Below are 12,846 nucleotides of genomic sequence, written 5' to 3'. Positions count from 1 at the left end.
ATCAAAAATAGACAGATTCAATAACAAACTTTATATTCCCTCGAACCATGAATAGTGCCGCTTCTATCTTAGTCGTTGATGATGAACCCCACAATTTTGATGTCATTGAAACTTTCCTCAATGAAGACACTTATCTTTTGCATTATACGAATAGTGGAGTCAAGGCTTTAGAACGATTAGATACTCTAGAACCCGATGTTATTTTGCTGGATGTGATGATGCCGGAACTCGATGGCATAGAAGTCTGTCGGCGCATCAAAGCCAATCCAAAATGGGAACACATACCGATTATTATGATCACGGCTTTGAGTTCAAAAAAAGACCTTGTAATTTGTTTACAAGCCGGAGCGAATGACTTTTTAAGTAAACCGGTTAATAGTGTGGAATTGCGAGCAAGAGTGGATTCGATGATTCGGATAAAAAAACAATATGACCACTTACAAACCTTGCTCAAAGAACAGCAATCTCTCCTACAAATGCGCGAAGATATGGTGAATATGATCGTTCACGATCTGCGCAATCCTCTCACTTCTATTCTGTTTCAAACGGAGTTACTCAAACACCCGAAATTAACTCCCGAAAAACGCGAGCAAAAAACCGATAAAATTTTACAGGCTTCTCAACGACTTAACGGTTTAATTAATAGTTTGCTAACGATGGCTAAACTGGAATCCGGTAAAATGGTTTTGGATCGTTCTGATCTTGATCTGGGTGAAATCTGTCGCTCTGCTGTTGAAAATTTTGCCGATCTCGCCAGCACCAAAGAAATTGAGTTGCTGAGTGATATTCCTCAACAACCCCGTACAATTAATGTCGATCCGCCTTTATTTCAACGGGTGCTTGATAATTTACTTTCTAACGCCTTAAAGTTCTCTCCGTCCGGGAGTAAAATTATCCTCAAAGCGGAGTTTTTAGACGCAAACGGAGTGAAAATTAAAGTGATAGATTTCGGTCCCGGAGTTAGTGAAGAATTGCGGACCAGTATCTTTGAAAAATACGAAGTCGGAACTCCAATGAAAAATATTTCTCAAACGGGGTTGGGTTTGGCTTTTTGTAAAATGGTAGTCGAAGCTCATGGCAGCCGAATTTACGTCACCGATAATCATCCTCAGGGGGCAATTTTTACACTGGAAATTGGTGGAGTTTCACCCCAGTATTAAAAGCCGTTTGATGATTTAGCAATTCTCCAGATTTTGTTGGGGTTTGTAGCCATTTTCTAAAGCAAAACGGACGAGTTGATAACGATTGCTGAGGTTAAGTTTCCGGAGAATATTTCGCAGATGAGCTTGAACCGTGCGATGACTAATAAATAAATGCTCGCCAATTTCTTTATTCGTGAAACCTTGAATCACTTCAAAAAAGACTCGTTCTTCAGCCGGGGTTATAGTAAGCTGTTCTGATAGAAAAGAAAACTCAGGTTGTTGATTTTCTGATTGAGGTTTTGGGGTTTCAGGTGATTTGTTGAAATCAACAGTCGATTTTTGCAGGAGGCTGGTAATTTCTTGGTGTATTCGCTGATTTCGCTCCAACAGCGCATCGATTTTGAGCTTCAGTTCTTCAAGTTGACAGGGTTTAACTAAATACTCATCCGCTCCATATTGGTAGCCTTTTTTCAGGGAAGAAAAATCGGCTTGAGCCGATAAAAAAATAAAGGGAATAAACTTTCCAGTTTGACTGTTCCGAATCCGGGAACACAATTCAAAACCATCCATTTCCGGCATTAAAATATCTGAAATAACCAGATCGATCAATTCCCGTTCAAAAATCTCTAATCCTTCAACCCCCGAACTTGCTTCCCAAACCCAATAGTCTTCGAGTTCTAAGAATTCTTTGAGATTATTTTTAATCAGGGGTTCATCTTCTACAATCAAAATGTGTTTCATGGTTGTTGATCTCTCAATGGGATTAACTAAAGATCAATTCAAGACTCTAGGACACTATCTTAGATGAAATTGTTAAATATTTGCTAGAGATAGCTCTCGGAAGTGGAGAGACAGTTTACAGCGACCCGTTCGCGTGCGCTCAACCGTCAACCCCGAACCCGGCCAAGTGTAAACTAACACCTGACAAGTGTAACAACTGGTCACGGTTCGCTGGCCACTGTAAAGAGCATTTTCTAGTATTATTTGTTCAATTTCATAGAAGTATTATAACCTATCGACCCTTTTCGATCTAGACTCTAGAACTTGAAACCGACCTGAAACTGAACGGAAATATTCAAACCCGAAAACTATCAAAAAACTTAAAATATCTTAGCCAATATTTGGAAAAAAAATATTTTTTAGGGTTGAAATCTTTAAAAATTTTTGGTAATATTGTAAAATAGGCGGCTTTAGTTTGAATACAAAAATTGATCTTGAACGATTAAAATATGTTTTCTCGCTTCGCGCTCGACCGGGGGCGATAATTAGAGATCAAATTCAGTCAGGGAAGGGCAACATTTAATTCGATTAGAACGGGCGACTCGATGGAAAAACCCAAGCGCAGAGCAACGATCGCAGAGATACAGCAGAGATACAATGGGTTTTGCGACTCCACTTTCCCCGATCGGCCAAACTAATCCGGTTTTTTTTGTAGACAGGGATCGAGTTGTGCTATCGTAGACACAGCAGTTTAGATTGCACTTAGTGGGATTGAGTGAAAAGTCAGCTTTCAGGCTAGTCCGGTTTGTGGGTGACATTTTTGAAGCTTGCCTAAGAATCTGATGAATCAATCAGAAAATTGAACACCATCCTGCCTTGATCCAAGGGAGGACTCCAACACTGACAACTCACTCCGATTGTGAAAACCAAACAATCAAGATAACGAAAAGCCAGTTGTCAAGGAGTCAGTCAGGGTGTCAGCATTTGAGTCTTAAGAACTAGGACTTTTGCCTATAGAGGGAAGGTAAGACTCGCTATTTTTCACAATAGAAAGCACATCCCGATGAAATAGGAAGCATCTGTCTCGGCTCAGGTCGATAGATGCAGTTCAAACTAGAAGTACAGCAGCCAGACATTCGGAATCACCTCATGGTCTTTTACTCCGACTTTATCAAATCCAATGGGAACGAAACCTCCGAAAACGCTTTACTGAGCTATTTACAACATCAACATCCAGAGGTTTTGTCTCAAATTGCCCAATCAGCCAGTCCTGAAATTAAAGAAATTATCTCGAAAAACGTTCAGGGATTGATTGGGGTTTTACCCTCGGACGACTTTGACGTACAAATTACAACCAGTCGGGAGAACCTCGCGGGGTTGTTAGCCTCAGCGATGATGACGGGGTATTTTCTGCGTCAGATGGAACAGCGGATGCACTTAGATGAAAGTTTTGGTCAAGGGTCTTCAACCTCTCGGCGTTCTCAAAACAAAGAAAAACGGGAGTGAAGTTCTCCTCCCTTGTTTGCTTTTAGTATCAATCCCCAGATAAAGCCGAATCTGGAAAAGCAGTGGTTTTCAATTTGAGGGTTTGAACCTTTCCTTGGCGGTTAATTTCAATCGCTAACTCCTCGCCGATCGCCCGCATTTCCACTTCTTCTTGGACTTGAGTGGGAGTATTAACGGGTACATTATTCACTTTTTGGAGAATATCTCCTTTTAAAATACCGGCTTTAAAGGCCGGTGAATCTTCGACAACGCGAACCACCAAGACCCCCCGATCTTGAGACAACTTCACTTCAACCTGTTCGCTCATTTCCTCCTTAATCTTGGGCGTCAACTCCACCATTTGCACCCCCAAGAAGGGATGATCGGCTTTCCCTTTTTCAAAAAGCTGATTGGCAATTCTGACGGCGGTTTCGATGGGAATGGCAAACCCCAACCCCTGGGCATTGGCGCGAATCGCCGTATTCACCCCGATCACTTCTCCTTTATCATTTAAAAGCGGCCCGCCGGAATTCCCCGGATTAATCGCCGCATCGGTTTGAATAAACCGCACCCGCTTTTTAGGAATCCCCACCTGAGAACTCGATCGACCGGTCGCGCTAATAATCCCCACCGTTACCGTATTATCCAAGCCCAAAGGATTCCCGATGGCGATCGCCCACTGTCCGGGAACAATGCGATCGGAGCGGCCCATCGGAGCAACCGGCAAATCCTTAACATCGAGTTTAATCGCCGCAATATCGGTTAAATCATCAACCCCTTTCACTTTCCCTTCAAACGTGCGACCATCGTTGAGGGTAACAAGCACGGTATCAGCCCCATCAACAACATGAGCATTGGTAATCAAACGACCATCGGAGGCCACAATAAAACCCGAACCCGTTCCCCGTCGTACCCGTTCATTCGCCTCGGGAAGTTGATCGCCAAAAAACCGTTTAAATAATGGGTTATTCAAAGCACCTGGCCCATTTCTAGCTTGACGGGCGGCATCAATTCGCACCACCGCCGGGCCAACAATTTCCGCCGCTTCAGCAATAAAATTCGGACTGCTGCGTTCAACGACCCGATTTTCTGGAACCAAAGGTTCGGTATTCGTGGGTAACTGACGAACAACAGGAACGGCGGGCGAGTTTTGAGTGAGGTGTTTCGCTTGCAGGTAGCGATTTCCTAACCATCCTGTACCTCCACCGATGGAGAGTAGAGCCAAGTATACTGTGAGTTGTTTTATAGACAAGTTCATCTGCACTTTTCCGATGGATACGTCTTCTCCCCAGGCAATGAATTTGCTGGAGTCTCTACTTAAAGTTGGAAATCAAACTAACTGGTCGGGTTAACCCTTTTTTTGAATCTATCACGATCGAGCCGTGAAAGATGTCAGCGATAAACGGTAAGCATCCATAACAATTGCCCATGCCAGAAGGGTTCCCGGTTAGATTCCCCTTTCTTCCTTGCTGATTTCACCCCCTAACAGACCCGTGTTGACCCAATTCTACTCGAGGGAGAAAAAATATATCTATGAATTATCTCCCGTTTAGTCTTATATTTCCACTTTATCCAAAATTCTTTAAGCTGAGAGAGACAATTTTCTATTTTTGGTTTCTTTACCATCGGGGTAGGGTAGGATCAGGAGAGCTAGGAACCCTGACATCGGGGGAATTTTTCGCGATGGAGATCGCTCACTTGTCGGGTCTGGCTTTGTTTTGCTCGAAGATTGTTTTGTTAATTCGCTTATCCTAAAGGTGTAATGAGGCTAAAAGCCGATATGATTTGCCAACACTTCAGCATTTTTGTCTCTTCTCTGTTGGGGTTGATGATTCCCTTGTCGGCGGTTGTACTCGTTCCTACAGCGGCTGAGGCTAACGATTTATTGATTCGAGATCAAAACTCGGCTAATGTTTGTCCGCCTCCGGTTTTGTCTCGGTTACAACAACATCGCATAGGCTCGGGTGAAACTCTCGAAAGTATTGCCCGTCAGTATAACTTGATTCCGGCGACGCTGTTGGGGATGAATCCCGCCTTGCGACAAAATCAAATGTCTGTCGGACAAGTGATTGTGATTCCGCCCTACAATGGGATTGTGGTTGAAATTCCCCCCGGTAGCACGTTACAGGAGATTGCTCAAGCTTACAATGCCCGGGCGGATGTGATTTTTGAAGTCAATGGCTGTCAGTCTCAACCCCGTGTGGTGTTTGTTCCGGGGGTGAATTGGACTCCCGGTGGCCCTGTGGTTCCGGCTAAGGCGGTTTTATCGGGTTATCCTTTACCGGCTAAGGCGGCTGTACAAATGGGTTATGGCTGGCAATTACATCCGACGGCCGGACAGGTTGTTTTTCATAGTGGTCTGGATTTAGTTGCTAAAATTGGTACGCCCGTGTTATCCGTCGGTGAGGGTGTGGTGGCTTTTACGGGCGATCGAAGCGGTTATGGTAATTTAGTGGTGGTTAATCATCAATCGGGTAAACAGACCCGTTATGCTCATTTATCTGAGATTAATGTTACCGTCGGTCAGAAAGTCGCCACAGGTGCCATTTTAGGCAAGGTGGGCATCAGCGGACAACCGGATAGCGATGAACCTCACCTTCATTTTGAAATTCGCTATAACTCTCAGTTGGGTTGGGTGGCCGAAAATCCCGATCCCTATTTTACGGTGAACAGGGAACGGTCACCAGTCACCAGTCACCAGTCACCAGTCACCAGTTATTAGGGAACAGGCAACAGGCAACAGGCAACAGGCAACAGGCAATAGGCAATAGGGGAAAGGGAACAGGGAATAGTCAGCGTAGGGGCGGGTTCTAACTAAATTGATCTTACCCAGAAATAACTTACATAAACTTGCCCCCAACCCACGATCAGTTTTTCCCCGACTCAAAGGAAGGGTTTATATCAGTTGAGAGTGGGAGATGATCAATTTATTGAGAACCCGCCCCTACAAACCCGACACCCGACACCTAAAACCTGACACCTTCTTCTGATTAGAAGAAATCAAAATAGTTAGCGTTGAGATCGAGGGAGGTGTCGCCTTCGATGACGGCGATCAGTTCTTTTGAACCGTCAGAATCTTCATAAATGATTCCGGTTCCTGAGGGTAAATTGACAGAACTATTTGTTTCTATATCCCCAGTATCAACCAACTCATAAGTATCGGCATTTCCCACTAATTGAATCGTATCTTCTTGAGGGTCAAAGTCTTCAATTAACGTATAGCCTTTACCCCGTCCGGTTATGCCGGTTAATGTATCTTCTCCGCGATCGCCTAATATTAAATCGCTACCCGTTCCGCCTGTAAGTTCATCATCACCTTGACCCCCATAAATTGTATCATCCCCGCGATCGCCAAAGACGGTATCATCTTCGTTATTGCCAAACATCACATCCCCTGCCGATCCGCCATAGAGGGTATCTTCTCCGCGATCGCCAAACATAGTATCTTCACCGGAATCTCCAATTAAGATATCATTATTTCGACCCGCAAATAGCAAATCATCCCCCAATTCTCCGTTGAGGAAATCATCGCCTGTAAAACTCGATATGGTATCATTTCCCTGACGACCATACATAACATCATTCTCTTCTGTACCGAGCATTTCTTCGGCTTGAGAACTTCCCTGGTGGGTTGCAGGAGGCGTTAATAATAAGACATTCAGTTGATCGCTGTTGTTTCGCAGCGTAAAAGTATCGGCATCCGCTCCCCCTCGTAGGGTATCAATTTCTTCTGTAAAAATTTCGGGAGTCTGATCAGACATGAGGTTTTAAAGTTAAACAGCTACAACGTTTGTTCGGTTCTATTGATAGAACTTCAGGATAATTTTTAACACATTTTTGTTCCCTTTTTTCATAAAAAAATTATAAATTTTAAAATATAGCTGTTTTTTTGATACTTCGGTTGGGGACAGTCTCTCGACGGTCGAATTCCTGATTTTGGGGGTTTTATTCTAGGAGGTTAAGGGGTTGCAGCCCTTAAGACTTCTAAAGTTGCCGCTTCAAAAACCCATTCCAAACCTCTGGTATTGATCGCTTTGATCGAGATGACATCTTCGGCAGATAAACCCGGAATCTGAGCTTTTATTGACCAAAATAATATTAAATTTTCATCCAAATTATTTTGGGGTTTGACTTGTTTAATCAATTGATTATTGACAAAAATAAAAATACCTTCGATTTGACTGTTCGGATTTATTTCTGATACCGTTCCTTTGATTTTAAGTTCTCCTTCCGGGGTGTAGTTAACTTGTTCTACACGTCCCCAAGGATGATGACTAAATTGTAAACTCGAAAACTCTGGAATCGGAGGTTTAGCGACTAAATATAAATCTTGATAGCGACAAATCCCTTTAGCAATACGATAGCAAATTGCTTCCCCTTGACTGACTTGGTTAACCGTTTGTTTGACAAATTCTTCGCCGACATAAGAGGTTCCATACTCGTTAACATCGAGAGAACGACTTTCGCTTTCGGGGATAAATAAAATTTCATCTGAGTTAATTTTTGACTCGGTTGGTAATAAGTCTCTATCGTGAACGCTAAACATTAATATCCCGTCAGGAGTGATTAAGTTATAAAGGGTTTTTAGCCAAAGGGTAAAGGTTTTTTCGGGGAGATGACTAAAAAAAGAACAAGCTAAAATACAATCAAACTTTTGCCGAACTAAATAATTCTCAGGATGAACGGTTGAAACAATACCATTGACTCCAAAATGTTCCTGTTGAAACTTAACAGCATCGCTGTAAATATCAGAAATCCAAACCTTTTCCGGCGGAAGTTCTTGCAAAAGAAACCGGGTAAAACGTCCGTAACCCCCGGCAAAATCCAAAAAGGAATTGATCCGATTAAATCCTTGAAATTTCCACCGAACGACCTGATCGACTGCATCAAAAATTCGGCGACCATTAAAATAGTATCGAATTCTTGCTTTTTCGGGAATCCGATGATTTTGGAGCGCAAACAAATACATTTCATCCTGTGGACTGATGACAGAGGGAAATTTTTGAGGGAATGAAACTTGATCTTTGATGAAGACTTGCAGGCTTGGATCGAGTTGCTGAAAATCATTAAGAATCATATTATAATAAGTTCGTCGAGTTGTATAAATCGGAGAAAAAAAGGTGAACGTGGACGATCCATGAATGAATCGGGCTGACCAGAAATTCAATTCAACTCGGGGCTGAAAGCGGATCAAATTGAAACCGAACCCCAATAATGATATTGTATGATGATGTGGTTTGCTCGTTGAGTAACGGGCATCAGATCGGTAGAATAAAAAAGTTGTCATCAAACGGTTGGGAACCTATGCGCGTATACGTACTCCTGTTTAATGCAGGAACAGAGAACGAAGGAATTCACACCATCCAGATGGGCGATCGCAACACTGTGCTAATGTTTGAGCAAGAGGAAGATGCAACCCGCTTCGCCGTCCTGTTAGAAGCTCAAGATTTTCCGGCGCCCAGCGTTGAAGCCATAGAGGATGAGGAAATCAAAGAATTTTGTCGCAGCGTTAACTACGACTGGCAACTGATTGAGGCGGGTGAGTTGGCCGTTCCTCCTGAGAGTAACGTAGAACAGACCGATTGGCAACCCGAGTCCGAGGAAAAACCCACGCAAAAACCCACGCAAAAGCCCGAGTCCGAGGTAGAATATTCTCCCGATGAACTCGACAATATCCGACGGAGATTGGAAGGATTATTATAAGAGAGTCGCTATTTTCACGATCTGCGATCGCGAAGGCTAATAAACTCCTAAAAATTGCCGGAACATTTGGGGTAAAATGGGTGTTAAACGGCAACACTAAACAACAATATATTTTTCACAATATAAACACGATATAAATATTTAAAGGCGAGAACATGAATGATTCCGAGACGCGGGGACATCTTTTAACCGAACAGATTAATGTCAGCAGTCAGAACTTAGATCAGTTGAGTTCTCTGGAGTTGGTAGACTTATTTAACCGAGAAGATATCCAAACTTTGTTGGCGATCGCCCATTCCCGAGAACCTCTTGCCCAAGCTATCGATCTGATCGCTGAAGCCATGCGTCACGGCGGGCGCTTATTTTACGTCGGAGCGGGGACTAGCGGGCGTCTGGGCGTGTTGGATGCGGCCGAATGTCCGCCCACCTTCTGCACCCCTCCCGAGTTGGTACAGGGCATTATAGCGGGGGGTGCGGCGGCGTTGGTGCGGAGTTCCGAAGATCTCGAAGATAGCAGCGAAGACGGGAAACAGGCGATCGCCCACCGCCACATTACCGATCTCGATGTGGTTGTCGGAATTACCGCCGGGGGGACAACTCCCTATGTTCTCGGGGCGTTGGAGGCGTCGCGTCAGCGGGGGGCGAAGACGATTTTTATCGCTTGCGTTCCCAAAGAACAGGTAAAAGTTGAGGTTGATGTTGATATTCGTTTGTTAGTTGGGGCGGAAATTCTTGCGGGTTCAACTCGGTTAAAAGCGGGAACTGTAACGAAAATGGCGTTAAATATTCTCTCAACCGGCGTGATGGTTAAGTTGGGGAAAGTCTACGGAAATCGGATGGTTGATGTGGCGGTGACGAATAAGAAATTGCGCGATCGCTCTTTAAGAATTATCGCCGATTTAACGGGTGTTAGCCGCCAAGAAGCGGGGGAATTATTAGATAAAAGTGGTTTGTCTGTGAAGTTGGCTTTGCTGATGTATTGGACGGGGTTGGAAGCGGAAGACGGAGAGAAGTTGTTAGAAAAGTTTCGGGGAAATTTGCGGGAAGCGGTGTTAAGTTGTCAGCAAGGTTGATCATTTTTAGAAATCGGGTTTAGAAATCTGGAGAAGCGTGTTGAAAGCGATTGAATTATTTGCGGGAATTGGTGGTTTTCGTTTGGGAATGGAAGCCGCCAATATTGAAACCATTTGGGCGAATGATTGCAATGAGTTGAGTTGTCGGGTTTATGAAAGTAATTTCGGACAAAATTCGATTGTCTTAGCTGATATTACCCAAATTGATTTATCAACTATTCCCCAACATGATTTTCTCACGGCCGGATTTCCCTGTCAACCCTTCAGTCCGGCGGGAAAAAAACAGGGAATTCGCGATCGGGTTCGGGGAACGTTATTTGAACGCATTGTTGAAACTATCGCTGAAAAACAGCCCCAATATTTTTTACTGGAAAATGTCAAAAGAATTCTGACAATGGAACAAGGCTATCACTTTCGGGTGATTTTAAATGCTTTAGCTTCCCTAGATTATTTTATCGAATGGCGATTGATTAATCCGCTTCATTTTGGAATTCCTCAAAATCGCGATCGCGTGTTTATTTTAGGAACAAAATCGACAACAAAGAACCCTTTCCCGAATCTTGAAAAATTCATGGTTTTACTCACTCAAGAGGATTGGGATATTTTAGACACGGGTATTGAAACCTTAGAAAAATGTCTTCAGCCGATTGTTTTGGAACAACAAACTAAAAATCATAACTGGGGAATTGCCTATCAAAACCAAATGTATACTCGCCAAATTCCGGCTTTAGTTAACCAAAAACCCCCGCAAAAACTCAAAGATATTCTTCAAGATGAACCGGACATAGATACACAGTTTGATTTTACCGCAGATACCCGAGAACGAATTAAAAAAAGTACAGTTGTAAATCGCTATTGTAACGGTGTTGAGATTTTGTACAATCAAGGAGGAGGCGCTCGTTTGGGCTATACAATCTTTGGAATTAATGGGGTAGCCTCAACTTTAACCGCATCAACTTCCAGACATTATGAACGTTACCAAGTGGGAAACAAGTTTCGGCGCTTGACCAATATAGAGTATGCTCGATTAATGGGTTTTCCCGATCATTGGTGTAGAGTGGCGAGGGTTTATGATCAATATATGTTATATGGAAATGCGGTGGTTCCCGCTTGTGTTGAATGGATTTGTCGGCGAATAGGTCGGAAAAATATTGAGTTTAAATCTAAAAAATGGGAACAATTAAAGTTACCGATTTAAGTTGGAATTATTAAGGTTATGACGAGAGTGCTAACTTTATCCCTTCTCAAAATAGAAGCCGGAAACTTTGTTCAGGAGTTGAGAACTAGAGCCATTCCTCAGCTTTACGGTATCACAGATGGGAAGGCGGTGGGAACTTATGTAAAACAAACATTTAATCAATATTTGCGAATTAAATACTCCTACACGTTGGGAAGTGCTGCGAGTGGAATTGATTTTCCTGAATTAGAAGTTGATTTAAAAGTAACCTCAATTCGTCAACCTCAATCTTCCTGTCCGTTTCGTGATGCGAGTCATAAAATCTACGGACTCGGCTATCATCTCCTTGTTTTTGCTTATGAAAAACTCGATATTCACGAATCTCGGACTGCGACTTTAAATTTTCAACACGCTATTTTTGTAGAAAAGGAACGCACCGGAGACTATCAAACCACATACGGTTTAAGAGAGATTCTACGCCGTCAAGGAAACAAAGATGATATCATTGCTTTTTTAGAGGAACGTAATTTACCTTTGGATGAAATTGGACGTGAATTATTAGCAGATCGGATTATCAATCAACCGCCCGAACTTGGCTATCTAACGATTTCTAATGCTTTGCAGTGGAGATTACAGTATAGAAGAATAATTGAACAAGCACAGAAGCAGACATTAGGAGTTGAAAATTTGTTGAGGGGAAGATTATTATAAAATGCCTGCGTGAATATTACAGTCTTTTAATGTTTGACAGGCCGTCTTTTGACAGGGTTGGCTTGTCGCTCAATAATTAAGTTAAACCCGTGAAAAGGTTATTCCATACGTCCTCAAACCAGCTAAAAAAGGCTGATAGAAACTTTTCAGTGCCTAGCAACCTGCTGTTCTGATGACGGCGGGTTTGTTGTTTTTGAAGAAATTGTCGGAGGCCAACCCGATGCAATCTAAATTTCTTTCTCTGTTGACAACTTCAATTTTGAGTGGGTTAGTGGGTTCAAGTTTCATCGCTACAGCCAATCATTTACCCGCTCTATCGGAAACGACATCGGCTCAAGCAACTGAAAACCAGGTGGAGCGAGGAGGACTGTTTGTTAACCTAACAACCGATGATACATGGACAGCAAATATGGCGATTTCTCTGGCGCATAATGCCTTGAAAAAGGGACATCAACCGACTACAATATTCTTGAATGTGCGGGGTGTATATTTAGTAGATCGAGAGCGACTTCCCGCAACCGAAGGTAACAGTAACTTGAATATTCATCAAAAATTGCAAGCGTTCATCCAAGATGGAGGAAAAGTTATTGTTTGTCCGAGTTGCTCTCGCGAAGCCGGATTAACTCAGGCGGACTTTATTGAAGGTGTTGTTCTCGGAGAACAAGGAGCAGCGCTGCCACTTCTTTTTGATCCCAACACGGTCACGGTTTCATATTAACAGTTCAAAGATGAATTTCTAGGAGTTTTCCTGCAAAAATTAGAGAAAATTAAACGCGATGTTGAGTGATTTATAATGGCAAGTCACTCAACTTAATTGTGTGATTCTTCTTTCGAG

12 protein-coding genes are annotated in these 12,846 nt (G+C 43.0%); 8 read left to right on the top strand and 4 right to left on the bottom strand.

Annotated elements, in window-relative coordinates; all coding sequences use genetic code 11:
* Nucleotides 1–47 precede the first annotated feature (47 nt).
* The gene (locus tag ACL6C3_RS19225; protein WP_413160642.1) at nucleotides 48–1,160 is read left to right on the top strand and encodes a response regulator; all 1,113 of its coding nucleotides are present in this window, start codon (nucleotides 48–50) and stop codon (nucleotides 1,158–1,160) included.
* Between the two features lie 15 nt (nucleotides 1,161–1,175).
* On the opposite strand, the gene ACL6C3_RS19220 is transcribed toward ACL6C3_RS19225, so the two are convergent.
* A complete protein-coding gene (locus tag ACL6C3_RS19220; protein ID WP_413160641.1) occupies nucleotides 1,176–1,883 on the bottom strand; it encodes a response regulator transcription factor in 708 nt (235 codons plus the stop codon).
* A gap of 1,128 nt (nucleotides 1,884–3,011) precedes the next feature.
* Between ACL6C3_RS19220 and ACL6C3_RS19215 the strand changes: the two genes are divergently transcribed.
* Nucleotides 3,012–3,368, top strand: a complete 357-nt coding sequence (locus tag ACL6C3_RS19215; RefSeq protein WP_413168369.1) for a DUF760 domain-containing protein — start codon at nucleotides 3,012–3,014, stop codon at nucleotides 3,366–3,368.
* Between the two features lie 28 nt (nucleotides 3,369–3,396).
* Here the strand turns inward: ACL6C3_RS19215 and ACL6C3_RS19210 are convergent, their stop codons facing one another.
* Nucleotides 3,397–4,605 (bottom strand): HhoA/HhoB/HtrA family serine endopeptidase, encoded by a 1,209-nt coding sequence (locus ACL6C3_RS19210; RefSeq protein ID WP_413160640.1) that lies wholly within the window; start codon nucleotides 4,603–4,605, stop codon nucleotides 3,397–3,399.
* Nucleotides 4,606–5,127: 522 nt separating this feature from the next.
* Between ACL6C3_RS19210 and ACL6C3_RS19205 the strand changes: the two genes are divergently transcribed.
* Nucleotides 5,128–6,069, top strand: a complete 942-nt coding sequence (locus ACL6C3_RS19205; protein ID WP_413160639.1) for a peptidoglycan DD-metalloendopeptidase family protein — start codon at nucleotides 5,128–5,130, stop codon at nucleotides 6,067–6,069.
* Between the two features lie 268 nt (nucleotides 6,070–6,337).
* Here the strand turns inward: ACL6C3_RS19205 and ACL6C3_RS19200 are convergent, their stop codons facing one another.
* Both ACL6C3_RS19200 and ACL6C3_RS19195 read right to left on the bottom strand, forming a co-directional pair.
* Nucleotides 6,338–7,108, bottom strand: a complete 771-nt coding sequence (locus ACL6C3_RS19200) for a calcium-binding protein (RefSeq protein ID WP_413160638.1) — start codon at nucleotides 7,106–7,108, stop codon at nucleotides 6,338–6,340.
* A gap of 197 nt (nucleotides 7,109–7,305) precedes the next feature.
* On the bottom strand, nucleotides 7,306–8,424 hold the full coding sequence (locus ACL6C3_RS19195; RefSeq protein ID WP_413160637.1) for a class I SAM-dependent methyltransferase: 1,119 nt from the start codon (nucleotides 8,422–8,424) through the stop codon (nucleotides 7,306–7,308).
* Nucleotides 8,425–8,651: 227 nt separating this feature from the next.
* Here ACL6C3_RS19195 and ACL6C3_RS19190 point away from each other — a divergent pair, with 227 nt between their 5' ends.
* From ACL6C3_RS19190 to ACL6C3_RS19170, 5 genes are all read left to right on the top strand, one after another.
* Nucleotides 8,652–9,050, top strand: coding sequence for a DUF3110 domain-containing protein (locus ACL6C3_RS19190; RefSeq protein ID WP_413160636.1), 399 nt, complete (start codon nucleotides 8,652–8,654; stop codon nucleotides 9,048–9,050).
* Nucleotides 9,051–9,205: 155 nt separating this feature from the next.
* Nucleotides 9,206–10,123, top strand: a complete 918-nt coding sequence (gene murQ, locus ACL6C3_RS19185) for an N-acetylmuramic acid 6-phosphate etherase (RefSeq protein ID WP_413160635.1) — start codon at nucleotides 9,206–9,208, stop codon at nucleotides 10,121–10,123.
* A gap of 40 nt (nucleotides 10,124–10,163) precedes the next feature.
* Complete coding sequence (locus tag ACL6C3_RS19180) at nucleotides 10,164–11,321, top strand: DNA cytosine methyltransferase (RefSeq protein ID WP_413160634.1); 1,158 nt, start codon at nucleotides 10,164–10,166, stop codon at nucleotides 11,319–11,321.
* Nucleotides 11,322–11,339: 18 nt separating this feature from the next.
* Nucleotides 11,340–12,011, top strand: coding sequence for a restriction endonuclease (locus ACL6C3_RS19175; RefSeq protein ID WP_413160633.1), 672 nt, complete (start codon nucleotides 11,340–11,342; stop codon nucleotides 12,009–12,011).
* Between the two features lie 220 nt (nucleotides 12,012–12,231).
* Complete coding sequence (locus ACL6C3_RS19170) at nucleotides 12,232–12,729, top strand: DsrE family protein (RefSeq protein WP_413160632.1); 498 nt, start codon at nucleotides 12,232–12,234, stop codon at nucleotides 12,727–12,729.
* The last annotated feature ends 117 nt before the right edge of the window (nucleotides 12,730–12,846 follow it).

This window comes from Capilliphycus salinus ALCB114379 (genome assembly GCF_047276495.1).
Taxonomy (GTDB): Bacteria; Cyanobacteriota; Cyanobacteriia; order Cyanobacteriales; family Microcoleaceae; genus Capilliphycus; species Capilliphycus salinus.
The sequence above is the reverse complement of the archived record's forward strand: the minus strand, read 5'-3'. Positions and strand labels throughout refer to the sequence as shown.

Excerpts from the sequence above, each read along its gene's own strand:
- ACL6C3_RS19225 (WP_413160642.1), top strand. The coding sequence starts at position 48 with ATGAATAGTGCCGCTTCTATCTTAGTCGTTGATGATGAACCCCACAAT.
- ACL6C3_RS19220 (WP_413160641.1), bottom strand. The coding sequence starts at position 1,883 with ATGAAACACATTTTGATTGTAGAAGATGAACCCCTGATTAAAAATAAT.
- ACL6C3_RS19215 (WP_413168369.1), top strand. The coding sequence starts at position 3,012 with ATGGTCTTTTACTCCGACTTTATCAAATCCAATGGGAACGAAACCTCC.
- ACL6C3_RS19210 (WP_413160640.1), bottom strand. The coding sequence starts at position 4,605 with ATGAACTTGTCTATAAAACAACTCACAGTATACTTGGCTCTACTCTCC.
- ACL6C3_RS19205 (WP_413160639.1), top strand. The coding sequence starts at position 5,128 with ATGATTTGCCAACACTTCAGCATTTTTGTCTCTTCTCTGTTGGGGTTG.
- ACL6C3_RS19200 (WP_413160638.1), bottom strand. The coding sequence starts at position 7,108 with ATGTCTGATCAGACTCCCGAAATTTTTACAGAAGAAATTGATACCCTA.
- ACL6C3_RS19195 (WP_413160637.1), bottom strand. The coding sequence starts at position 8,424 with ATGATTCTTAATGATTTTCAGCAACTCGATCCAAGCCTGCAAGTCTTC.
- ACL6C3_RS19190 (WP_413160636.1), top strand. The coding sequence starts at position 8,652 with ATGCGCGTATACGTACTCCTGTTTAATGCAGGAACAGAGAACGAAGGA.
- murQ (WP_413160635.1), top strand. The coding sequence starts at position 9,206 with ATGAATGATTCCGAGACGCGGGGACATCTTTTAACCGAACAGATTAAT.
- ACL6C3_RS19175 (WP_413160633.1), top strand. The coding sequence starts at position 11,340 with ATGACGAGAGTGCTAACTTTATCCCTTCTCAAAATAGAAGCCGGAAAC.
- ACL6C3_RS19170 (WP_413160632.1), top strand. The coding sequence starts at position 12,232 with ATGCAATCTAAATTTCTTTCTCTGTTGACAACTTCAATTTTGAGTGGG.